The sequence below is a fragment of the Pseudomonas oryzihabitans genome, from assembly GCF_007665395.1.
GTDB lineage: Bacteria > Pseudomonadota > Gammaproteobacteria > Pseudomonadales > Pseudomonadaceae > Chryseomonas > Chryseomonas psychrotolerans_C.
Window position 1 is genome coordinate 106,110 of record NZ_VDND01000010.1, and the last position, 21,320, is coordinate 127,429.

At 62.8% G+C, this 21,320-nt stretch carries 21 protein-coding genes, 1 tRNA gene and 1 pseudogene; 6 read left to right on the forward strand and 17 right to left on the reverse strand.

The features are described from left to right. Positions 1-680 precede the first annotated feature (680 nt). Positions 681-938, reverse strand: coding sequence for a hypothetical protein (locus tag FSV73_RS19335; protein WP_145010003.1), 258 nt, complete (start codon positions 936-938; stop codon positions 681-683). Between the two features lie 381 nt (positions 939-1,319). Here FSV73_RS19335 and mobH point away from each other — a divergent pair, with 381 nt between their 5' ends. Both mobH and FSV73_RS19345 read left to right on the forward strand, forming a co-directional pair. Further along, the gene (gene mobH, locus FSV73_RS19340; RefSeq protein WP_145010006.1) at positions 1,320-3,185 is read left to right on the forward strand and encodes a MobH family relaxase; all 1,866 of its coding nucleotides are present in this window, start codon (positions 1,320-1,322) and stop codon (positions 3,183-3,185) included. Next, positions 3,182-4,312, forward strand: a complete 1,131-nt coding sequence (locus FSV73_RS19345) for a tyrosine-type recombinase/integrase (protein ID WP_186309285.1) — start codon at positions 3,182-3,184, stop codon at positions 4,310-4,312. The genes mobH and FSV73_RS19345 overlap by 4 nt, the downstream gene beginning before the upstream one ends. Before the next feature lie 178 nt (positions 4,313-4,490). Here FSV73_RS19345 and FSV73_RS19350 read toward each other — a convergent pair. The 15 genes from FSV73_RS19350 to aspS form a co-directional block, all read right to left on the reverse strand. Further along, positions 4,491-4,566: transfer RNA gene (locus FSV73_RS19350), tRNA-Lys, on the reverse strand. Between the two features lie 59 nt (positions 4,567-4,625). Further along, on the reverse strand, positions 4,626-5,300 hold the full coding sequence (gene queC, locus FSV73_RS19355; RefSeq protein ID WP_145010011.1) for a 7-cyano-7-deazaguanine synthase QueC: 675 nt from the start codon (positions 5,298-5,300) through the stop codon (positions 4,626-4,628). Positions 5,301-5,302: 2 nt separating this feature from the next. Then, entirely contained in the window at positions 5,303-5,953 is a 651-nt protein-coding gene (gene queE, locus FSV73_RS19360; protein WP_186309287.1) for a 7-carboxy-7-deazaguanine synthase QueE, read from the reverse strand. Positions 5,954-6,024: 71 nt separating this feature from the next. Beyond that, entirely contained in the window at positions 6,025-6,852 is an 828-nt protein-coding gene (gene ybgF / locus FSV73_RS19365) for a tol-pal system protein YbgF (RefSeq protein ID WP_145010017.1), read from the reverse strand. Between the two features lie 6 nt (positions 6,853-6,858). Next, positions 6,859-7,380 carry a peptidoglycan-associated lipoprotein Pal gene (gene pal / locus FSV73_RS19370; RefSeq protein ID WP_007160328.1) on the reverse strand — a complete coding sequence of 174 codons (522 nt, stop codon included), beginning with the start codon at positions 7,378-7,380 and terminating at the stop codon, positions 6,859-6,861. Between the two features lie 59 nt (positions 7,381-7,439). Next, on the reverse strand, positions 7,440-8,738 hold the full coding sequence (tolB, locus tag FSV73_RS19375; protein ID WP_145010019.1) for a Tol-Pal system beta propeller repeat protein TolB: 1,299 nt from the start codon (positions 8,736-8,738) through the stop codon (positions 7,440-7,442). Continuing rightward, complete coding sequence (gene tolA / locus FSV73_RS19380; protein WP_145010276.1) at positions 8,735-9,838, reverse strand: cell envelope integrity protein TolA; 1,104 nt, start codon at positions 9,836-9,838, stop codon at positions 8,735-8,737. The genes tolB and tolA overlap by 4 nt, the downstream gene beginning before the upstream one ends. Further along, a complete protein-coding gene (tolR, locus tag FSV73_RS19385) occupies positions 9,838-10,284 on the reverse strand; it encodes a protein TolR (RefSeq protein WP_145010022.1) in 447 nt (148 codons plus the stop codon). The genes tolA and tolR overlap by 1 nt, the downstream gene beginning before the upstream one ends. Positions 10,285-10,295: 11 nt before the next feature. Then, the gene (gene tolQ, locus FSV73_RS19390) at positions 10,296-10,988 is read right to left on the reverse strand and encodes a protein TolQ (protein WP_145010026.1); all 693 of its coding nucleotides are present in this window, start codon (positions 10,986-10,988) and stop codon (positions 10,296-10,298) included. 2 nt (positions 10,989-10,990) lie between these two features. Continuing rightward, on the reverse strand, positions 10,991-11,440 hold the full coding sequence (gene ybgC / locus FSV73_RS19395) for a tol-pal system-associated acyl-CoA thioesterase (RefSeq protein WP_145010028.1): 450 nt from the start codon (positions 11,438-11,440) through the stop codon (positions 10,991-10,993). A 51-nt stretch (positions 11,441-11,491) separates the two neighbouring features. Beyond that, the gene (gene ruvB / locus FSV73_RS19400) at positions 11,492-12,544 is read right to left on the reverse strand and encodes a Holliday junction branch migration DNA helicase RuvB (RefSeq protein ID WP_145010031.1); all 1,053 of its coding nucleotides are present in this window, start codon (positions 12,542-12,544) and stop codon (positions 11,492-11,494) included. Between the two features lie 4 nt (positions 12,545-12,548). Continuing rightward, a complete protein-coding gene (ruvA, locus tag FSV73_RS19405) occupies positions 12,549-13,151 on the reverse strand; it encodes a Holliday junction branch migration protein RuvA (RefSeq protein ID WP_145010034.1) in 603 nt (200 codons plus the stop codon). A 47-nt stretch (positions 13,152-13,198) separates the two neighbouring features. Then, the gene (ruvC, locus tag FSV73_RS19410) at positions 13,199-13,759 is read right to left on the reverse strand and encodes a crossover junction endodeoxyribonuclease RuvC (protein WP_145010037.1); all 561 of its coding nucleotides are present in this window, start codon (positions 13,757-13,759) and stop codon (positions 13,199-13,201) included. Beyond that, positions 13,759-14,505 carry a YebC/PmpR family DNA-binding transcriptional regulator gene (locus FSV73_RS19415; protein WP_059226922.1) on the reverse strand — a complete coding sequence of 249 codons (747 nt, stop codon included), beginning with the start codon at positions 14,503-14,505 and terminating at the stop codon, positions 13,759-13,761. Before FSV73_RS19415 ends, ruvC begins: the two co-directional genes overlap by 1 nt. 109 nt (positions 14,506-14,614) lie before the next feature. Further along, positions 14,615-16,390 carry an aspartate--tRNA ligase gene (aspS, locus tag FSV73_RS19420; RefSeq protein WP_145010040.1) on the reverse strand — a complete coding sequence of 592 codons (1,776 nt, stop codon included), beginning with the start codon at positions 16,388-16,390 and terminating at the stop codon, positions 14,615-14,617. Between the two features lie 212 nt (positions 16,391-16,602). Between aspS and FSV73_RS19425 the strand changes: the two genes are divergently transcribed. From FSV73_RS19425 to FSV73_RS25850, 3 genes and pseudogenes are all read left to right on the forward strand, one after another. Further along, positions 16,603-17,073, forward strand: a complete 471-nt coding sequence (locus FSV73_RS19425) for a Dps family protein (RefSeq protein ID WP_145010043.1) — start codon at positions 16,603-16,605, stop codon at positions 17,071-17,073. Between the two features lie 166 nt (positions 17,074-17,239). Next, a pseudogene (locus FSV73_RS25930) lies at positions 17,240-17,548 on the forward strand (cold shock domain-containing protein membrane protein); the annotation flags it as partial. Positions 17,549-17,668: 120 nt separating this feature from the next. Continuing rightward, positions 17,669-17,884 (forward strand): cold shock domain-containing protein, encoded by a 216-nt coding sequence (locus FSV73_RS25850; protein ID WP_160923550.1) that lies wholly within the window; start codon positions 17,669-17,671, stop codon positions 17,882-17,884. A 69-nt stretch (positions 17,885-17,953) separates the two neighbouring features. On the opposite strand, the gene FSV73_RS19435 is transcribed toward FSV73_RS25850, so the two are convergent. Further along, positions 17,954-20,044, reverse strand: a complete 2,091-nt coding sequence (locus FSV73_RS19435) for an LTA synthase family protein (RefSeq protein WP_145010046.1) — start codon at positions 20,042-20,044, stop codon at positions 17,954-17,956. Between the two features lie 315 nt (positions 20,045-20,359). Here FSV73_RS19435 and FSV73_RS19440 point away from each other — a divergent pair, with 315 nt between their 5' ends. Next, on the forward strand, positions 20,360-21,319 hold the full coding sequence (locus tag FSV73_RS19440) for an AAA family ATPase (RefSeq protein ID WP_145010049.1): 960 nt from the start codon (positions 20,360-20,362) through the stop codon (positions 21,317-21,319). Position 21,320: the final 1 nt, after the last annotated feature.

Genomic DNA, 21,320 nt, shown 5'->3' on the forward strand with positions numbered 1-21,320 from the left:
TGAGATGCGTACGCGACTCGAGACCACCCTGTTCATCGCCACTAGGAGGCTTCGCACACGCGTCATGCTCAACAATCATCTGAACATCAGCATCATAATGGGCCAATCGAGCGCTGACTCTGTCTTTCTTCAGCGGCTCACCGGAGGGCTTGAAAAGGGTTGTTCGGCTGAGCGTTCGGATGACGAGTCAGTTTTCCTGAACGGTGCAAGCTCGACCCAAAGCGTGCAGAGGTTCGTTGGGTGATGGACCCCGAAAAGCGGGTGGCCACCGCCGTGCTAACATTCGCAAATCTGGTGATCGGCATCGCGCTCCTCTCATTTTTCTTCGACTTCTGGTAGCCGCTTAGGCCGGGCCCCAGTGCTGACCCCTCTTGGATTATGGGTCGTCATCAAAATCATTAGAGGGACATGAGGCCTGCGATCTACAGGATGGATAGCATCCGCCGACCAACGAAAGCTGAAGCAGGTTCAGGGTTGTCCGGAATAGATAGGCGCTAACAACTTTTTAGTCAGTTGAATGAACCTGACGCCAAGCCTCATTCCACTGGTCGGTAACTCGCCGTTTTCACTGCAAGAATCACTGATCGGCCTACACTCATGCCTTGGGCTCGGTCAGCCCCCAAGGTATTGAGCCAAGGCCAGCACTGGAGTTCTGGCCTTTTCTTTGGCGCCTAGGACGTTTACAACCGCTTTGCCAAGAGAGCGGTGTCGGCTTCCAGTGGTAGATGCGACCCTTTGCGCCGCAGCTCGTTGACCGCATGCAGGATGATCATATTGGTCTGACCCAGATCGTTCATGACCGACCATTCGATGACCCGGGATACCATCGCGGGCACCGAGGGATCTACCAGGCAGACGAGCCAGCCGTCAGCGCGCCATTCCAAAAAAGATTTCACAGGAGGATCCAGCGCCTCCAAGCGTTCACGCAAGCTATCCATCTCATGTCCCTCGGTTGAAACGATGCAATTTAAGACTAGCCGGCAATGGATAGGGCGCAATGTGTTGTGGCGATAAGTCCAATACACACGCAAGCAACGGCGGTGCTAGCGACTGGCATCATGTGTTGGGCGGCCTCTCCGCTATGGCCTTTTTCCTGACGAGGAAGATGTACTGCTTTGAATGACCCGGCTGACGTAGCCCTAGCTTCGTGTCCAAATTTTGGGGGTCACTTCATGGCTGCGAAGAGCAAAGGGTGCCCCGGCTCTCGATCCTAGTGGCCATCCGCCGCCTCAACCTTCTGGACAGTGATAGCGGTTTACCATTGTCCGCACGACCCCGCTGATCGACAACGCAGGCCCAAGAACTACCAAGGGCATGCCATGTTCGATCTCTTTTTCAGGAAGAAAGCCCCACCATCCCCACCAACCGGCCCTGGCAAACAGGGCTTCACGCAGCCGTCCATAGGTAGGGATCTCCTTGCCCTCCCCCGCCGACAGAAGCTCATCGAGAACATCTGGCAGCGGACGTCACTGTCACGCGAGCAGTTTGCTTCGCTCTACCGAGATCCCCTTGAACGCTACGCTGACCTGGTACAGCAGCTTCCTGCTTCGGAAAACCACCACCACGCCTACCCCGGGGGCCTCCTCGATCACGGCCTGGAGATCGTCGCCTACGCCCTCAAGATCCGGCAGAACTACCTCCTCCCTATCGGCGCGCCACCGGAGTCACAGGCGGCCCAGGCAGAGGCCTGGTCTGCAGCGGTCGCCTACGGCGCCCTCCTCCATGACCTAGGCAAGATCGCCGTCGACATCGAGGTTGTCCATGAAGATGGCAAGCCCTGGCACCCCTGGCATGGCAGGATCGAAAAGCCCTACCGTTTTCGGTACGTCAAAGGTCGGGACTACCAGCTCCATGGTGCTGCCTCAGCCCTTGTCTATTTCCAGGTGCTGCCGCCCCACGTGCTGGACTGGCTCAGTGGCTACCGCGAGCTATGGTCATCGCTGATCTTCGTCTTGGCCGGGCAATACCAGCATGCCGGCGTACTGGGCGAGATGATCGTCCAGGCCGACCAGGCGAGTGTTGCCCAAGAGCTTGGCGCCAACCCGCAACGTGCGATGGAAGCACCCAAGAACACGATCCAGCGTCAACTGGCTGATGGGCTACGTACCCTGGTCATCGAGAAATTCAAGCTGAACCAACCAGATGGGCCGTCGGACGGGTGGCTGACCCAAGATGCGCTATGGCTCGTGAGCAAGCCTGCCTCAGACCAGTTGCGAGCACTGATGCTCTCCCAGGGTGTGGAGGGCATTCCCACCTCGAATGCACCGTTCTTCAACCTGATCCAGGATCAGGCCATCATCCAGGTCAACGCTCAGGACAAGGCTATCTGGAAGGCCACGATCGATACCGGTCACGGATGGAAGAACACCTTTACCCTTCTCAAGGTCTCGCCTGCGCTGGTCTGGCCGGATCCTGCAGATCGCCCAGCCCCTTTTTCAGGAATTTTCACGCTCGAGCAGACCGAGGACGGACCGCCAGAAATAGCGCACCCTGGCACAACGAGCGATATCACTTTGCCATCACATCCGATATCACAAGATGTGACGAATGTCACATCTTCACAAGCGATGGCCTATTCCGAAACACTGCCGCAGCCCGCATTCCAGACCGGTTTGGACCCCATGGAAGACATACTCGCACTCGCAGACGACCTATTCGCTGCAACAGCTCATGCCCCAGCAGTTTCAGCCCATGAAGCGCCAGGTCTCCAAGACGTGGATAACCTTCCAGAACACGTTATCGCTGCCATAACCCATCCAAGAGCTGAATCGATCACTACAGCCGACTTAGGCCAGGCATTCATAGCCTGGAGCCGCCAAGGCGTGCTTTCACACAAGCTATTGATCAACGATGCCAAAGCGATGATCCACACGGTAGATGGCACCGCGTTCCTGGTTAGCCCAGGCCTGTTCAAGCGATACGCCCAAGAGCATCCCCACTTAGAAATCGACGCCAAGGCCAGACAGCTAGATCCCTGGCAACTGGTGCAACGTGCTTTCGAAAAGCTGAAGCAGCACAGAAAGACAGCAGACAACCTCAACATCTGGACGTGCGAAGTCGTGGGCCCCCGCAAGACAAAGAGCCTCAAGGGCTATCTGCTAGAAAATCCAACACTAATTTTCAATCAACCGCCTTTTGACAATTGCAGTTTGCGCTTGCAGGAAACGGGGGCGGTCGAAAAGTGAACATCCTCGAAATCGCCGGCGAGTACAACGAGACTCACGATCTAAGGTCTGCTACTAGAACCATTTACTTGGCTGCCGCAAGAGCACTAGAGCGAAGATTTGGTGAAGATTTCGCACTGGAAAAACTCCATAACCGAGACGTCTTAATTTGGAGAAAGGAAATTCTTGATTCCGGCTTAGCAAAGCGCAGCTGGAATACGTACGCGAGTCATCTTAAAACGCTTTTCCAGTATGCGATCAAGCATGATTTACTGAGCATGCGGCAAAATCCATTTACTGAAACTTCCGTAGTTCCGCCTAAGAAACGCAAGAAGACTGTGCCGCACGAGGCTATCACCCAAGGCCGATCGCTGCTGCTCAGACTCCAGGAAAGTGAGAGAGTCTCTGGGAAACGCAGCAGTATCACGCCTGCCTGGTTCTGGCTATCAGTCTACGAGACGTTCCATTACACAGGAATTCGCCTTAACTCACTGCTAATGATGCAGCGAAAGGACGTCTGCCTGAAACGAAAGACCATCAACATAAGAAGTGAAAGCGACAAGACACACAAAGAATTCGTTTTACCTATTCCCGGCCCGCTCTATGAGCATATTGATAGGCTAACGGCTTGGGCGGATTCTTTGCATTTCAATGCCACAGACCAACTATTCAACGTGAACAGATTTTCGCCACATTACAAACGCGACACTATGGATATAAACCAAATTGAGTCAATGTATAAAAAATTGACTACCCTCGTGGGAACGCGCATGACGCCACACCGTTTCAGGCACACCTTGGCGACTGACTTGATGCGGCAATCGGATCGAAACATCCATGTGGCCAAAGCCCTGCTTAATCACTCCAGCATTGTCACAACGATGGAGTACATCGAGACCGATCCACATCAGATGCGCAATGTTCTGGAAGACCGTGCCACCAAGATGCCAAAGAGTTTGCTCGCACGCGTCGATACCAGCGCTCGACTGCCTCATGAGCGTTTACAGAAGCACCTGAATCAACCGATGGCAGTGCCCGCCCTGCAGTCAGCAAATGCAGCTGGATCTTTTTCTCAGGAGGCATTCGATCAGCTGGCTGAATGGATCAGCAACGGAGCCCAACCCTTCGCATCAGCCAGACGCGGATAGCTCATCAGCGTTGAAGTTTTATAGATAGGTGCTGAGACCAGGCGCGCCTGAGGCTCCTGGTCATGGCATGTGCAGTTTGACATCATCGAGGCGCAGGGCTAGATTCCGCTCCAGACGGCTGCTTGTCTTAGCTGCGAGAAACGCAAAAACCCTCCTTGCGGAGGGTTCCTGGTGAAGATGGTGGGTCGTGTGGGATTCGAACCTACGACCAATTGGTTAAAAGCCAACTGCTCTACCGACTGAGCTAACGACCCGTTAGTGGCCGCCATTCTAGCGATTTCCTCAGGATAATCAACACCCTAGATGAAAATTTTTATTGGTAGCGCGTAGGGTCGGGAATTCCGGCCGCCTGGAAGCCGTCGGCGCGAAGGCGGCAGCTGTCACAGCGGCCGCAGGCTTCGCCTTCGGCACTGGCCTGGTAGCAGGACACGGTAAGGCCGTAGTCCACGCCGAGCTGGGTACCGGCTTGGACGATCTGCGCCTTGGAGAGGAATTGCAGCGGCGCCTCGATCTTGAAGGTGTCCCCTTCCACACCGGCCTTGGTGGCAAGATTGGCAAGGCGCTCGAAGGCTTCGACGAATTCCGGGCGGCAATCCGGATAACCGGAGTAGTCCACCGCATTCACCCCGATGAAGAGGTGACGCGCGCCCAGCACCTCGGCCCAGCCCAGCGCCAGCGACAGGAACACGGTATTGCGCGCCGGCACATAGGTGACGGGGATACCCTCCCCTGGCGTTTCCGGGACGGCAATGTCCGGATCGGTGAGGGCCGAACCGCCGATGCCGTTGAGATCCAGGCCGATCACCTTGTGCTCGACGACACCCAGCTGGCGCGCCACACGCTCGGCGGCGTGCAGCTCGGCCCTATGCCGCTGGCCATAGTCGAAGCTCATCGTATAGCAAGCGAAGCCCTGGGCCTTGGCCATGGCGACGATGGTGGCGGAATCGAGACCGCCGGAAAGAAGGATGACCGCTTTGGGCTGACTCATGCTCAATGTCCAGGCTCGTCGTTCCAGAGAATCTTGTGCAGCTGCAGTTGGAAGCGTACCGGCAGGTTGTCGGCGACTATCCACTCCGCCAGCTCACGCGGCACGACCTGGCCATGGCTGGGCGAGAACAGCACCTCGCCCGCGCGCTGCTCCAGGCGATACTCGATCAGCTTGGAAACCGCCCAGTCGTAGTCCTCGCGGGAGCAGATGACGAACTTGACCTGGTCGTTGGGCGTGAGGTGCGCCATGTTGGCATAGAGGTTACGGCCCACCTCGCCCGAGCCCGGGGTCTTCAGATCGACCACCTTGCTAACGCGCGGGTCGACGCCACTGACATCCAGGGCGCCGCTGGTTTCCAGCGATACCTCGTAGCCAGCGTCACACAGGCGCTGGAGCAGGACCAGGCAATTGGGTTGGGCCAGGGGCTCGCCGCCGGTCACGCAGATGTGCCGTGGCCGATAGCTCGCGACCTGCTCCAGGATGGCATCGAGGTGATGGATCTCACCGCCGGTGAAGGCATAGGCCGTGTCGCAGTACTGGCACCGCAGGGGGCAGCCGGTCAGGCGGACGAAGACGGTAGCGAGGCCGGCGGTGCGGGCTTCACCCTGGAGCGAATAGAAAATCTCGGTAAGACGTAAGGTATCTTTTTGCATAGAAGCCACGGGCGTGACGGCTAAACAGGCCATCCGCCTCCGTTGCGGTAGATAGAAGAAAAAAGCCTGCGCTAGGGCAGGCTTTTCAGATCCCGCTGCGCAAGCTGCGCAGCGGAGGTTCCGGGATACTGGCTGATGACCTGCTGGTACATGCCCTTGGCCCGGTCGGTGCGACCAAGCTTCTGCTCGACCCCACCCAGTTTGTACAGCGAATCCGGCACCTTGTTGCTGGTGGGATACGCCTGGCTGACCTTGGCGAAGGCCTGGCCAGCGGCTTGCAGATCGCCTTTGGCCAGATTCACTTCGCCCAACCAGTATTGGGCATTGCCGGCATACTGGCTATTGGGATACTTGCGCAGGAAGGCGTTGAACGCCTGGCTGGCCTTGTCGAAATCCTTGGCCTTGATCAGATCGAAGGCAGCGTCGTAATACAGCTTTTCCTTCGCCGGATCACCGGGTTCGCTACTGGCTGCCGGCGCTCCAGCCGCAGCGGGCGGCGTCGGCGCACTGTTGGCCGCGATGGCGCCTCCTTGGGCGGCACCTGCAGCCGCTCCAGCACCGGCACCGGCCGGGGCGGAAGAAAGCTGGGAAATACGGCCATCCAGATCCTGGTAACGATCCAATCCTTCCTGCTTGAGCTGGCGGATCTCGTTTTCCTGAACCTCGACCTGGCCACGCAGGCGAGCGATGTCGTCCTGCATCTGTTGCAACTGCATGAACAGTTGACCCATGCCGGAAACGGGAGCCCCGTTTCCGGCACTGGCCGCGCCTGAGTTGCCATAGCCCTGCCCAGCGGACTGGGTGGTGCCATAACTACCATCCTGGACGGGAACCTGAGCCCCGGCGACAACCGGTACACCGAGGGTCAGGGCGATCAAGAATTGCAGGCGCTTAGACATCGATTATTACTTCTTCAGCTCGACGCGACGGTTCTGAGCCCAGGACGCTTCGTCGTGACCGACGGCGACCGGACGCTCTTTGCCGTAGGAAACCAGTTCCAGCTGAGCCGGGGACACGCCCTGCAGCACCAGGTAGCGCTGAACGGCCTTGGCACGACGCTCGCCCAGAGCCAGGTTGTACTCGCGGGTGCCGCGTTCGTCGGTGTTGCCTTCCAGCACGACACGCTGGCCGCTGGCCTTCAGGTCACGAGCGTGGACGTCCAGAGCGCGCATGGCTTCCGGCTTCAGGTCGGAGCTGTCGTACTCGAAGTAGAAGGTGGTGATGGCGCGCAGAGCGGCTTCGTCGCCCATGCTGCCGTCGACGGCACCGGAGTTGGCGCCGTAGCCGGCGTTCGGATCAACAGCACCGGCGCCAGCGCCAGCACCAGCGCCTTCACCTGAGGCGTCGCCGCCCTTGGAGGAACAGCCCACGGCCACGGCCATGGCCAGAGCCAGCGCGGCGAACTTGCCGAATTTCAGCATTTCCATCATGTAACTCCTAAAAGAACCGCAATGTTGGTGTATCTAAGGACTTTTCTAATTAGCCGTCAGTTCAGGTAAGGAGACCAGGAAGGCTCGCGCACATCGCCCTGGGCGGTGGGAATAGGAATCCGGACGCGACCATTGATGGAGACAAGCATCAGTACGCCTCGGTCCTGCTGGCGGGTGGCGTAGATTAGCATGGTGCCATTGGGTGCAACAGTGGGCGAGTCGTTCAGGCTGGTGTTGGAAAGTACCCGTACAGAGCCGCGCTGGAGGTCCTGGGCAGCGATCTGGAAGTTGGTGAAACCTTCCTGGCGATGCACCATGACGAGGGTCTTTTCATCCGCCGAGAGTTTCGGGTTGGCGTTGTAGTTACCGACGAAAGTCACGCGCTCAGCACCCCCGCCATTGGCGCTGGTCTTGTAGATCTGCGGCTTGCCGGAACGGTCGGAGGTGAAGTAGATGGTCTGACCATCCTTGCCCCAGAAGGGCTCGGTATCGATGGCCGAGTCATTCGTCACTCGACGAATGGCACGGGAGCCGAGGTCCATCACATAGATCTCGGGATTGCCATCCTTGGACAGCACGAAGGCCAGGCGATTGCCGTCAGGCGAGAACGCCGGAGCGCCATTCAGGCCTTCGAAGTTGGTCAGCTGCTCGCGGCGACCGGTGTCGATGTACTGCATGAAGATGCGCGGACGCTGCTGCTCGAAGGAGACATAGGCGATGCGCTTGCCGTCCGGGGCGAAGCGCGGCGACAGGATCGGCTCGCGGGACTGCAGCAGGGTCACGGCACGCGCGCCATCGTAGTCGGCGCGCTGCAGGGTGTAGCGGGTATTGGTCGCGGAGAAGCGCTCGGCGGTCACATAGAGGATGCGCGTGGAGAAGGCACCCTTCACCCCGGTGAGCTTTTCATAGGCCTGATCGGAGATGAAGTGCGCCATGTCGCGCAGCTGATCGGTGCTGCCGCCGACGTTGCCGGTCAGGACCTGCTGCTCGGTGGAGACGTTGAACAGGGCGTAGCTGATCTGCAGCCGGCCACCATTGGGCACGACGTTGCCGACCAGCACGTAGTTGGCGCCCAGCGCCTTCCAGTCGCGGAAGATGACTTCGCTGGCCTGGCTCGGCTGGCTGAGCATGTTCTGCCGCGGAATCGGCGAGAACACCCCGGAGTTGCGCAGGTCGTCACTGACGATATTGGCCAGGTCTTCCGGCAGCGGCTGACCACCCTGCCAGCCGAAGGGCACGACGGCGATCGGAATGGCGCGATCACTACCGCTGGAGATCACCAGCGGATCGGCCGCCTGGGCGGAGCCCACCACCAGGACCAGGCCCAGCAGGATGTAACGGATCAGGGTGTTCACAGACTCAGGTCCTCCGGTTTGAAGATCATGCGGCGCTGACGGTACAGCTGGTCGAAGCTCTTGCGATCCAGCTGCTGCAGCTCACGGATACGACCGACGTTACGCACGGCCGACACCGCTGAATTATCGAATTCCTTGTTGCCACTGGAACGGGTCACGGTCGCGCCGGTGATGGTGCCATCGGGCAGCATGTTGATCTGCACCTCGACGCTCATGCCATTGCGGGCCGATTGCGGACGCGTCCACTGCTCGCTGACCAGACGCACGATCAGGTCATCGAAACTCGACGCCACCTCGTCGCCCTGCTCATCGGCCAGCGCCTGCTGCCGCTGGGTATCGTCGGACAACAGTTCGGCCAGGGCCTGCGCCTTCTTGTCTTCCGCCGCCTTGCGGGCGGCCGCCTGGGCGGCTTTCTTCTTGGCGTCGTCAGCTGCCTTCTTCTTCGCCGCTTCCGCCGCTGCCTCTTTCTTGGCAGCCTCGGCCGCAGCCTTCTGCTTGGCTTCTTCCGCGGTCTTCTGCTTGGCCGCCTCTGCCGCGGCTTTCTTCGCCGCTTCGTCAGCCGCCTTCTGCTTGGCCGCTTCGTCGGCTTTCTTCTTGGCGATGTCCGCCTGCTTCTTCTGCTCGGCGGCCTGCTTGGCTTCCGCAGTCGCCTTGGCGGCCTCCGCCTGTTTCTCGGCCTCAGCCTTGGCTTCGGCGGCTTTCGCCGCCGCTTCCGCTTGCTGCGCCTTTCGAGCGTCGTCGGCTTTCTTTTGTTCCGCGGCCTGCTGCTGGGCTTCCTTCTGTTGCTGAGCCGCCTTGGCCGCCGCCGCTTCACGCTGGGCTTCCTGTTGCTGGCGGCGTTGCTCCAGCTGTTCCTGCTCGTACTGTTTGGCCGCGGTCTTCTTCGCTTCCCCGGCCAGCTTCTGCTCGGTCTGGACCTGCGCCGAGCTCTTGGATTTGAGTTGGACCAGGGTCGCCTGGACCACCGGGCGGGACTGGGGCAACTCAGGGGTGAAGGCGAAGCTGACGAACAGCAGGCCGAAGATCAGCACATGCAGGGCGACTGCCCAGATGACCGGCCAGAAATAACTTTCGGACGACGAACGCTCGCGGTGTCGCATCAAGGCGCCTCGGTAATCAACCCGACGTTGGGCACGCCGGCCTGCTGCAAGGCCCCCATGGCGCCGGCGACGACTCCATAGTTGGCGGCCTTGTCACCGCGGATGAACACCTGGGTGTCGGCACGCTGGCGCATGATGGCACCGACCTGCTGACTCAGTTGTGGCAAGGACACCGCGGTCTCGGACTTGGCCTTCTGGTCGGTATCCACCTCGGAACCGACGTTCCAGTAGTAGGTACCGTCGGCCTTCACCGACACGGTGAGGATCTGCTTGTCGTTGTCCTGCGGCAGGGCCTGGCTGTCGACCTTGGGCAGGTCGACCTTGACGCCCTGGTTGAGCATGGGCGCCGTCACCATGAAGATGACGAGGAGCACCAACATCACGTCGATGTAGGGCACCACGTTCATCTCGGCGACGGGCTTGCGTTTCTGGCGGCGAGGGACCATGGGATACCTCTTTATTCGTCGCTGGTGTGGACTTTGCGGTGCAGGATGGCCTGGAACTCATCCGCAAAGGTGTAGTAGCGGTTGATCAGCATTTCCGAGCGGGAGGCGAAGCGGTTGTAGGCCACGACGGCGGGAATGGCGGCGAACAGACCGATGGCGGTGGCGATCAGGGCTTCGGCGATGCCGGGAGCCACGGTGGCCAGGGTCGCCTGCTGGGCGGTGGACAGGCCGCGGAAGGAGTTCATGATGCCCCAGACGGTACCGAACAGACCCACGTAGGGGCTGGTGGAACCGACGGTGGCCAGGAACGGCAGGGCCTGCTCGAGCTTTTCTTCCTCACGGGAGATGGCCACGCGCATGGCCCGGGCGACGCCCTCCATGACCGCATCGGGATCGACGCCGGGCTGCTGGCGCAGACGGGAGAACTCCTTGAAGCCGGCACGGAAGATCTGCTCCACGCCGGAATCCGGGTCGGGATTGCTACCGGCCTGGCGATACAGCTTGGACAGGTCGATGCCCGACCAGAATTTTTCCTCGAAGGCATCCAGGGAACGCTTGGCGGCGCGCATGGCGTTGCCACGCTGGATGATCATGATCCAGGACGTGACGGAAGCTGCGACCAGGATGAGCATCACCAATTGCACCACCAGACTGGCGTTGGCGATGAGGCTCCACATGGACGTATGGTCGACGTTGGGTTGCACGCTTAATCTCCTGATTGAATAGAAGCCGGATTTCCGGCAAGAACCGTTCGCATGGTTTCGGGCATCGCCCTGGGCCTGAAGCTATCGGCACGCACACAGGCGACCGTCACCCACCCTTCGCAGAGCAGGACATCATCCTTCGCGCGTCGTACCTCTTGATGGAACCTGAGGCTGGCGCGCTTCGCTTCGACCACCTCGGCGCCGATCAGCAGTTCGTCATCCAGGCGCGCGGGCGCATGGTAGCGCGCTTCGCTGCTGTGGACGACGAAGAGCAGATTGTCCCGAGCGAGTTCGGACTGGGCATAGCCCATCCCGCGCAATCGCTCGGTGCGGGCGCGCTCCATGAACTTGAGGTAATTGACGTAATAGACGATGCCGCCGGCATCGGTATCTTCGTAATAGACACGACACCTGAGGACGGGCGGCGACGGGCTCCGCGGTTGCGCGTGCATACTCTAGAACCTAGCCTCGCCGTTGCCAATCAGAAATATTCGCAACTGCATTCAGTTACCATTGACCTCGAACAGATCGGGCGTACCACCCTGGGCCAGACGGGCGGGCAGGTTGAGCCCGAAGTGCAGATAGGCATGCCGGGTGACCACCCGCCCGCGCGGCGTGCGCATGATATAGCCTTGCTGGATCAGATAGGGTTCCAGCACGTCTTCGATGGTGTGACGCTCTTCGCTGATGGCAGCGGCGAGGCTGTCCACGCCGACCGGCCCGCCGTCGAACTTGTCGATCATGGTCAGCAGCAGGCGCCGATCCTGGTGGTCGAAGCCCTGGGCATCGACGTCCAGCAAGTCGAGGGCACGACTGGCGATGTCGTGACTGATATGACCTTTGCCGCGCACCTCGGCGAAGTCCCGCACCCGGCGCAGCAGGCGGTTGGCGATCCGCGGCGTGCCCCGCGCCCGGCGGGCGATCTCCAGGGCGCCTTCGGCTTCGATGGCAAGACCGAGGATGCCGGCCGAGCGGGTGACGATGGTGGCGAGATCCGCCGTGCCGTAGAACTCCAGGCGCTGGACGATCCCGAAGCGGTCACGCAGCGGATTGGTCAGCATGCCGGCGCGGGTGGTGGCGCCCACCAGGGTGAAGGGTGGCAGGTCCAGCTTGATGGAACGTGCCGCCGGGCCTTCGCCGATCATGATGTCGAGCTGGTAGTCCTCCATCGCCGGATAGAGCACCTCCTCGACGATGGGCGAGAGCCGATGGATCTCGTCGATGAAGAGCACGTCGCCCGCTTCCAGGTTGGTCAGCAGCGCGGCGAGATCGCCCGGCCGTTCCAGCACGGGGCCGGAGGTGCTCTTCAGGGACACGCCCATTTCCTGGGCGATGATGTTGGCCAGGGTGGTCTTGCCCAGACCGGGCGGACCGAAGATCAGGGTGTGGTCGAGCGCCTCTCCCCTACCCTTGGCGGCCTGGATGAACAGCCCCATCTGGTCGCGCACCACCGGCTGGCCGATGTAGTCCGCCAGGCGCACCGGGCGGATGGCGCGGTCCTGGAATTCCTCACGGTCGCGGCCACCGGCCGAGATGAGACGATCGGTTTCTATCATGGGGTCAGACCATGCCCTTCAGGGCGCGACGGATGAGTTCCTCGCTGGAAAGGTCTTCGCCTTCCACGGCGGCGACGGCTCGACTGGCCTCCTGGGGCTTGAAGCCGAGGGCCACCAGGGCGCTGACCGCGTCCGCTTCGGCGCTGGCGGCGGCGGGCGCCTGGTTCGGCAATACCAGAGGGGCGATAGCGGGCAGATTTTCCCAGGCCTTGAACCTGTCCTTGAGCTCAACCAGCAGGCGCTCAGCGGTCTTCTTGCCAACCCCCGGCACCTTGACCAGGACGGAGGTGTCCTGGGCTTGCACACAGCGAACCAATTCATCCACCTCGAGACTGGACATCAACGCCAGGGCCAGCTTGGGGCCGACACCGTTGAGCCGGATCAGCTCGCGAAACAGCTCACGCTCGCGTTTTTCCCCGAACCCGTACAGCAGGTGCGCATCTTCCCGTACCACGAGGTGGGTATGCAATGTGACGACCTCGCCCTGGGCCGGCAGCCGATAAAGGGTCGTCATGGGCACTTCGACCTCGTAGCCGACTCCACCCACGTCGAGCAGGAGATGGGGCGGCTGTTTTTCCGCCAGGGTGCCACGTAGACGACCGATCACAGGGATACCTTCCTCAACCTTGGAGCGAGATGTTTGGGGGGAGCGGACTAGAGACGCAGGCGACCGCCGCGCCGCCGGGTCGCGAGCAGGCCATGGGGCACCAGGCTCTGTCGGGTGTGGGCGTGGCAGAGGGCGATGGCCAGGGCGTCGGAGGCGTCGATCTGGGGCTTCTCGGTCAGCCGCAGCAGGTGCATGACCATCAGCATGACCTGCTGCTTGTCCGCCCCGCCATTGCCGACCACCGCCTGCTTGACCTGGCTGGCGGTGTATTCGCAGATCTCCAGCCCCCCCTCGGCACCGGCGACGATGGCCGCGCCGCGGGCCTGGCCCAGCTTGAGCGCCGAGTCGGCGTTGCGCGCCATGAACACCTGCTCAATGCCCATGGTCACCGGCCCGTACTGGGCGATGACGTCGCGCACACCGCGGTAGACGATCTGCAGCCGTTCCGGCAGCGGACCATTGCCGGTGCGGATGCAACCGGAGGCGACGTATTCGCAGCCACGGCCGGTGTCGCGCACCACGCCGAAGCCGGTCAGCCGGGAACCGGGGTCGATGCCCAGGACCAGGGTACCGGCGGCATCCGGCGGCAGGCGCTCGTAGAGGGACATCAGCCCAGCTGCGCCATGACGTCGTCGGGGATGTCGGCGTTGGAATAGACGTTCTGCACGTCATCCAGGTCCTCGAGCATGTCGATCAGCTTGAGCACCTTCTGCGCCGTTTCCAGATCCAGGGTCGCGGAGGTCGAGGGGATCATGGTCACCTCGGCTTCGTCGGCCTTGTAGCCAGCGGCGGTCAGGGCTTCGTTGACGGCGATGAAGTCGGCGAAGCTGGTGAAGACGTCGATGGAGCCATCGTCGTTGGCCACCACGTCGTCGGCACCGGCTTCCAGGGCAGCTTCCATCAGGGCGTCCTCGTCCAGGCCGGGCGCGTAGCTGATCTGGCCCTTGCGCTCGAACAGGTAGGCGACGGAGCCGTCGGTGCCCAGGTTGCCACCGCACTTGTTGAAGGCGTGGCGGACTTCGGCCGCGGTGCGGTTGCGGTTGTCGGTCATGGCCTCGACGATGATGGCGACGCCGCTCGGGGCATAGCCTTCATAGGTCAGTTCCTCGACGTTCTCGCCTTCGCCGGCGCCCACGCCACGGGCGATGGCCCGGTCGATGGTGTCGCGGGTCATGTTGGCGGTGAGCGCCTTGTCCACCGCCAGGCGCAGGCGGGGGTTGTCCGCCGGCACGCCGCCGCCCTGGCGCGCGGCCACGGTCAGTTCACGGATGATCTTGGTGAAGATCTTGCCTTTCTTGGCGTCCTGGCGCTCTTTGCGGTGCTTGATGTTGGCCCATTTGGAATGACCGGCCATGAGCTACTCCACTGTCTTGACGAAGACTGCGCCCGACGACGAGGGCCGCGGCGCAGTGAAACGAAGGAAACGGAAGGCGCCCACCCGGGCCGCCCTCCTCCGGTAAGGCTTATTCCGCCTTGGGCTGCTCGCGCAGGCGGATGTGCAGTTCGCGCAGCGCCTTGGCGTCGACCGCGCCGGGCGCCTGGGTCATGACGTCGGCGGCGCTCTGGGTCTTCGGGAAGGCGATGACTTCGCGAATGGACGAGGCGCCAGTCATCAGCATCACCAGGCGATCCAGGCCGAAGGCCAGGCCACCATGGGGCGGCGCGCCGAATTTCAGGGCGTCCAGCAGGAAACCGAACTTCTCTTCCTGCTCCGCTGCGCTGATCCCCAGCACCTCGAAGACGGCTTGCTGCATCTTCTTGTCGTGGATACGGATGGAACCGCCGCCCAGTTCGGTGCCGTTGAGCACCATGTCGTAGGCGCGCGACAGCGCTGCACCCGGGTTGGCCTGGAGCTCGGCCGGGCTGCACTTGGGCGAGGTGAAGGGGTGGTGCATGGCGGTCAGGCTGCCATCGTCGTTCTCCTCGAACATCGGGAAGTCGACTACCCACAGCGGCGCCCACTCGCAGGTCAGCAGCTTCAGGTCGTGGCCGAGCTTGATGCGCAGCGCGCCCAGGGCCTCGGAAACGATCTTGGTCTTGTCCGCACCGAAGAAGACGATGTCGCCGTCGACCGCACCGACGCGGTCGAGGATGACGTTGATGTTGTCCAGCGGGATGTTCTTGACGATGGGCGATTGCAGGCCCTCGACGCCGGCGGCGCGCTCGTTGACCTTGATGTAGGCCAGGCCCTTGGCGCCGTAGATGCCGACGAACTTGGTGTAGTCGTCGATCTGCTTGCGCGGCATGCTCGCCCCGCCCGGTACGCGCAGGGCGGCGACGCGGCACTTGGGATCGTTGGCCGGACCGGCGAAGACCTTGAAGTCGACGTCCTTGAGCTGGTCTTCCACGTCCACCAGTTCCAGCGGGATGCGCAGGTCCGGCTTGTCCGAGCCGAAGCGACGCATGGCCTCGGCCAGGGTCATGTGCGGCAGCTCGCCAAATTCGACGTCCAGTACTTCCTTGAACAGGTTGCGCACCATGGTCTCGGTGATGTCCATGATGTCTTGTTCATCGAGGAAGCTGGTCTCGATGTCGATCTGGGTGAATTCCGGCTGGCGATCGGCGCGCAGATCCTCGTCGCGGAAGCACTTGGCGATCTGGTAGTAGCGGTCGAAGCCGGCGACCATCAGCAGCTGCTTGAACAGCTGGGGCGACTGCGGCAGGGCGAAGAAGCTGCCGGGGTGGGTGCGGCTGGGCACCAGGTAGTCGCGGGCACCCTCGGGGGTGGCACGGGTCAGGATCGGCGTCTCGACGTCGAGGAAGCCGTTCTCGTCCAGGTAGCGGCGGATGCTGGAGGTGATGCGCGAGCGCAGCTTGAGCTTCTCGGCCATCTCCGGACGACGCAGGTCGATGAAGCGGTAGCGCAGGCGGGTTTCCTCGCCGACGTCGGTGTATTCGTTGAGCGGGAACGGCGGGGTTTCCGCCTCGTTGAGCACGTCCAGCTCGTAGCCCAGCACCTCGATGGCGCCGGAGGCCATGTTGGCGTTGCGGGCGCCTTCGGGACGCAGCCGCACCTTGCCGGTGAGCTTGACCACGTACTCGCTGCGCACCCGGTCGGCCTTGGCGAAGGTCTCGGCGCGATCCGGATCGAACACCACCTGGGCCAGGCCTTCGCGATCGCGGATGTCGAGGAAGATGACCCCGCCGTGGTCACGGCGGCGGTGGACCCAACCGCAGAGGGTGATTTCCTGGCCGTCCAGGCTCTCGTTCAACTGGCCGCAATAGTGGCTGCGCATCATGGTCGTGGTTTCGCTTCTCTAGAACAGGCTGAATGCGTGGAGGCGCCGGGCCGGCAAGACCGGGCGCTCGACTGAACGGGAGATTCTATATCATCCGTCACGATTTTACCGTAGCCGGGCACGCAGCTCGACATGCGAACACTGGCTAAACGGCCAGCGGTTCTGTGATAGCCTCGACCCCCTTCGCAACCGACGCACAAGGAGCCGTCAGCATGGAAATCAACATCGGAATCGCCGAACAGGATCGCGCCGAGATCGCCGAGGGCCTGTCGCGCCTGCTGGCCGACACCTACACCCTCTATCTGAAGACCCACAACTTCCACTGGAACGTCACCGGGCCGATGTTCAACACCCTGCACCTGATGTTCGAGACCCAGTACACCGAGCTGGCCGTGGCGGTGGACGACATCGCCGAGCGCATCCGCGCCCTGGGCTTCCCGGCACCGGGCACCTATGCCGCCTATGCGCGCCTGTCGAGCATCAAGGAAGAAGAAGGCATACCGGACGCCCAGGAGATGATCCGCCTGCTGGTGCAGGGCCAGGAAGCCGTGGTGCGTACCGCGCGCGGTATCTTCCCGCTGCTGGACAAGGTCAGCGACGAACCCACCGCCGACCTGCTGACCCAGCGCATGCAGACCCACGAGAAGACCGCCTGGATGCTGCGCAGCCTGCTCGCCGCCTGAGTCACCGCGCCGTCGCGGACCGCGTGCCGCGACGGCGCCACGATTGAGTGCCCCTCACCTTTTGGGTTTAATAAGAACGCGCGTTCCGCGCCGGGTCATTCCGCTGTCGGTCTTCATCCCGGCAGTTTCGGCAGACCCGTGTTCTTGACCCCAAGGTGATTTCACATTGAACACGTTATCTACTGTCCATGTCGTGGTGGGCGCAGCCGCGCTCCTGTTATCGGCTATTCCCGGACTGCAGTCCGACACCTCGTCCTTCGATCAACCCGAGTCCATCCACCTGGCCCTGCTGGGTCTCGCCACCCTCCTCTTCACGCCCTTTTCCCGCAGCCGCAGCAGTGGCGTGCAGAAGCTCGCCAGCGTCCTACTGGTGCTCGCCGTCGTGATGCAGACCTTCATCCTGCTCGCCCCGCTCTCCCACATCGGCGGTCTGCCCGCCGAACTGCTGCCCCTGGGGCTGACCCTGGTCGCCGCCCTGGCCAGCCTGCCGGAAAAGTTTCGTGCTCCGGCCGCTACCGCGCCGGCTGCCGAGGTGGAGAATCGTCCGCGTCCGGCGGCTCGCCCCGCAGTGGCCGTCGCCGCCCCGGCACGGCCGCTGGCCGACGACCGCGAGCGCGGCACGGTGAAGTGGTTCAACACCTCCAAGGGCTTCGGCTTCATCTCCCGTGACACCGGCGACGATATCTTCGTGCACTTCCGCGCGATCCGTGGCGAAGGCCATCGGGTGCTGATGGAAGGCCAGCGCGTGGAGTTCTCGGTGATCCAGCGCGACAAGGGCCTGCAGGCCGAAGACGTGGTCATCGCGGCCTGATCCTGCCGGCAAGAACAAAGGCCGCCCTCGGGCGGCCTTTGTTTTGAAGCAAGAATCCCAGGGCGGCCGTTACTGACGCTGGGCCGCGGCGGCCTTGCTGTCGGTCATGCCGGTGGTGTTACCCAGCAGGCTGGCGGTAGCGGTCTGGATGAAGGCCTCCAGGCGCTTCTGCAGCTCAGGCACGCTGGCATCGCCCTTGATCACCTCGCCGCCGGCCTCGGTACCCAGGTGGTAGCGATAGAGCACGGCATCGCGGTCACGTGGCTTGACCAGGATGCGATCACCGGTCACCAGGGCGACGGTCTGGTCGCTGCCCGAGGGCTTGATCACGGCGACGCCCTGGTCGCCCTGGGGCAGGCCGAGCAGGTCGCGACCCCAGCATTGGTGCTGGGTCGGCTGGCCGAAGCGGGCCAGCACGGTGGGCACCACGTCGATCTGGCTGCCCACGGTGTCGCGGCGGGCGCCGAAGGTTTCCTGCACGCCCGGACCGATCAGCAGCAGCGGTACGTTGAAGCGTGACAGGTCCATCTCGGTGATCTGCTCGTTGTTGCCGAAGCCATGGTCGCCGAGGATGACGAACAGGGTGTCCTTGTACCAGGGCTCGTTCTTCACCTTGGCGAAGAATTGCCCCAGCGACCAGTCGGCGTAGCGCATGGCGGTGAGGTGCTCGTCGAGCGAGCCGTGACCGGTGACCGGGGTGACCGGCAGGTCCTTGGGCAGGGCATAGGGCGTGTGGTTGGACAGGGTCTGCAGCAGCGCATAGAAGGGCTTGCCGTCCGGTGCCTTGGCCAGCTTGTCCAGCTCCAGCACCGAGCGATCAAACATGTCCTGGTCGGAGACGCCCCAGGTCGGGTCCATGAACACCGGATTCACGAAGTCCTCACGTCCGACGAAGCTGGTCATGCCCTGGTTGCTGAAGAAGCCGGACTGGTTGTCCCACTGGAAGTTGCCGTTGTAGACGTAGACGTCGTCGAAGCCGCGGGTGCTGAGCAGCTGCGGCAGCCCGGAGAACTGGTGGGCACCCTCGGGCGTGCGCATCAGGTATTCGAAGGCCGGCAGGTTGGGGAAGCAGGCCATGGTGGCGAACATGCCCTGGTGGGTATGGGTGCCGTTGGAGAAGAAGCGGGTGAATAGGGTGCCCTGCTTGGCCAGCGCATCGAAGTTCGGCGTGATGCCATCCTGGTTGCCGAGGGCGCCGATGTAGCGCCCGGCCATGCTTTCCATGAGGATCACCACCACGTTGCGCACCTGGGGCAACTGGCCTTCGGTGGGCGGGGTGTAGACCCGGCGGATGGCGGCCTTGTCGGCATCGATCAGCTCATCGCGCGGGGTCAGCAGCGTCTGCCGGGTCACCGCCAGGGCATCGGCGGCCGGCATGGTCGCCTTCCAGCTGTTGTCGCGGTGGTCGGAGAAGCTGTTCTCGGCGGCATTGATCAGGGTCAGGGTGCCGTTCAGGCCGAGGTGGTTGGCGAACATCGAATCCGTGGTGTAGGCGTCGCCCCAGCGCAGCGGCGGACCGGATCTCAGGGTGCCTCGGGCGGCGATCACCGCCACCACCAGGCACAGCAGGAACACCGCGCCACGGCGATACCAGGCCGCCGGCCGCGCCGGAGCATGGCGGCGGGTGGCCCGCTCGATGCCGAAGAACACCAGGCCCAGCAGCAGGGTCGCCACGGCCCAGGCCAGCAGCAGGCGCACCACCGGGAAGCCGTTCCAGATCATGCTGGTGACGGTGTGCAGGTCTTCCTGCAGGTACTGGAACACCAGGCTGTTCAGTCGCTGGTGGAATTCCCGATAGAAGTTCAGCTCGGCCACGCCCAGCAGCAGGCAGATGCTCGCCGCCAGGGTGAACCAGCCGGCCTGCAACCGCCGCGCGGCCATGGCCCGGACGCTGACCAGGCAGAGCAGCGAGGGCACGCAGATATAGACCACCAGGCGCAGGTCGAAGCGCGCGCCGTTGAAGAAGGCCTCGGCGAAGGTGGCGAACGGCGAGGTGCCGATCAGATCGGTGTTGTAGCCCAGCAGCGCCAGGCGCAGCAGGCTGAACATGACCATCAGCGCCAGGCCGCAGCCCAGGACGAAACTCAGGTGGCTGCCCAGCGTCGGCAGGGGCCGGACGCCAGCGGCGCGGGGGGATTGAGGGACTTCCGTTTGCGACATGAAAACACCTTGTCAAAGGGAGCGAGGATTCGCGGCGGTGGCGAGCCGCTCGGGATCGGCGAGCCAGAGGCCCCGAGCGCGTCGGCAGGCGAAGGAGTTTAACCGTCCGACGGCAGGGCGCCAGCCTGGGAAGCCGGCGAATGGGCGAAGCGAGACCTCCGCCGCGCCGGCGATCGCCCAGCCTGCGCCAGGGATCGTCAAAAATTCGTCAAGGGCTGCGCTGCCGGCGACCTCGGCGTAGGCATGGGCGGCAGCCGCCGCTTGCAGTAAAATTGCCGCCCCTCCACCGCTCCCGCGCCGTATTCAGGATGCCCCATGGCTCACCGTGACGCTCTGCAGGTGCTTCGCACCTACCTGACCAGCCAGATCCTCGGCCAGGAAACCCTGGTGGAGCGCCTGCTCATCGCGGTGCTGGCGGACGGTCACCTGCTGGTGGAGGGCGCCCCGGGGCTGGCCAAGACCAAGGCCATCAAGGACCTGGCGGAAGGCCTGGAAGCGGACTTCCACCGCATCCAGTTCACTCCCGACCTGCTGCCGGCCGACATCACCGGCACCGAGATCTATCGACCCGACACGGCGAGCTTCTCCTTCCAGCAGGGCCCCATTTTCCACAACCTGGTGCTGGCCGACGAGATCAACCGGGCGCCGGCCAAGGTCCAGTCCGCGCTGCTGGAGGCCATGGCCGAGCGGCAGGTGAGCATCGGCCGCACCTCCTACGCCCTGCCCGACCTCTTCCTGGTGATGGCCACCCAGAACCCCATCGAGCAGGAAGGCACCTATCCCCTCCCCGAGGCCCAGCTCGACCGCTTCCTGATGCACGTCAAGATCGGCTACCCGGATGCCGCGGTGGAGCGCCGCATCCTGGCCCAGGCCAGGGGCGAGGCGCTGGACGGTGAAACCCTGCCGACCCAGCGCGTCACCCAGGCCGCCATCAACGCGGCGCGGCGCGAGGTACTGGGGCTGTACATGGCCGACGCCGTGGAGGAATACCTGATCCAGCTGATCATGGCGACCCGTACCCCGGGCCGCTTCGACCAGGACCTGGCGCACTGGATCACCTACGGTGCCAGTCCGCGCGGCTCCATCGCCCTGGATCGCTGCGCCCGCGCCCATGCCTGGCTGGCCGGGCGGGACTTCGTCAGCCCGGAGGACATCCAGGCGGTGGTCTTCGACGTGCTCCGCCACCGCATCATCCTGTCCTTCGAGGCGGAAGCCGCCGGCATCGACCATGACCGGGTGGTGCAACGCATCCTCGATCTGGTGGCCGTGGCCTGAG

What these genes read in the sequence shown, in the direction of transcription:
- FSV73_RS19335 (WP_145010003.1), bottom strand. Translation starts at nt 938, where the DNA reads ATGGATAGCTTGCGTGAACGCTTGGAGGCGCTGGATCCTCCTGTGAAA.
- mobH (WP_145010006.1), top strand. Translation starts at nt 1,320, where the DNA reads ATGTTCGATCTCTTTTTCAGGAAGAAAGCCCCACCATCCCCACCAACC.
- queC (WP_145010011.1), bottom strand. Translation starts at nt 5,300, where the DNA reads ATGAGTCAGCCCAAAGCGGTCATCCTTCTTTCCGGCGGTCTCGATTCC.
- queE (WP_186309287.1), bottom strand. Translation starts at nt 5,953, where the DNA reads ATGCAAAAAGATACCTTACGTCTTACCGAGATTTTCTATTCGCTCCAG.
- ybgF (WP_145010017.1), bottom strand. Translation starts at nt 6,852, where the DNA reads ATGTCTAAGCGCCTGCAATTCTTGATCGCCCTGACCCTCGGTGTACCG.
- pal (WP_007160328.1), bottom strand. Translation starts at nt 7,380, where the DNA reads ATGGAAATGCTGAAATTCGGCAAGTTCGCCGCGCTGGCTCTGGCCATG.
- tolA (WP_145010276.1), bottom strand. Translation starts at nt 9,838, where the DNA reads ATGCGACACCGCGAGCGTTCGTCGTCCGAAAGTTATTTCTGGCCGGTC.
- tolR (WP_145010022.1), bottom strand. Translation starts at nt 10,284, where the DNA reads ATGGTCCCTCGCCGCCAGAAACGCAAGCCCGTCGCCGAGATGAACGTG.
- ybgC (WP_145010028.1), bottom strand. Translation starts at nt 11,440, where the DNA reads ATGCACGCGCAACCGCGGAGCCCGTCGCCGCCCGTCCTCAGGTGTCGT.
- ruvB (WP_145010031.1), bottom strand. Translation starts at nt 12,544, where the DNA reads ATGATAGAAACCGATCGTCTCATCTCGGCCGGTGGCCGCGACCGTGAG.
- ruvC (WP_145010037.1), bottom strand. Translation starts at nt 13,759, where the DNA reads ATGTCCCTCTACGAGCGCCTGCCGCCGGATGCCGCCGGTACCCTGGTC.
- FSV73_RS19415 (WP_059226922.1), bottom strand. Translation starts at nt 14,505, where the DNA reads ATGGCCGGTCATTCCAAATGGGCCAACATCAAGCACCGCAAAGAGCGC.
- aspS (WP_145010040.1), bottom strand. Translation starts at nt 16,390, where the DNA reads ATGATGCGCAGCCACTATTGCGGCCAGTTGAACGAGAGCCTGGACGGC.
- FSV73_RS19425 (WP_145010043.1), top strand. Translation starts at nt 16,603, where the DNA reads ATGGAAATCAACATCGGAATCGCCGAACAGGATCGCGCCGAGATCGCC.
- FSV73_RS19435 (WP_145010046.1), bottom strand. Translation starts at nt 20,044, where the DNA reads ATGTCGCAAACGGAAGTCCCTCAATCCCCCCGCGCCGCTGGCGTCCGG.
- FSV73_RS19440 (WP_145010049.1), top strand. Translation starts at nt 20,360, where the DNA reads ATGGCTCACCGTGACGCTCTGCAGGTGCTTCGCACCTACCTGACCAGC.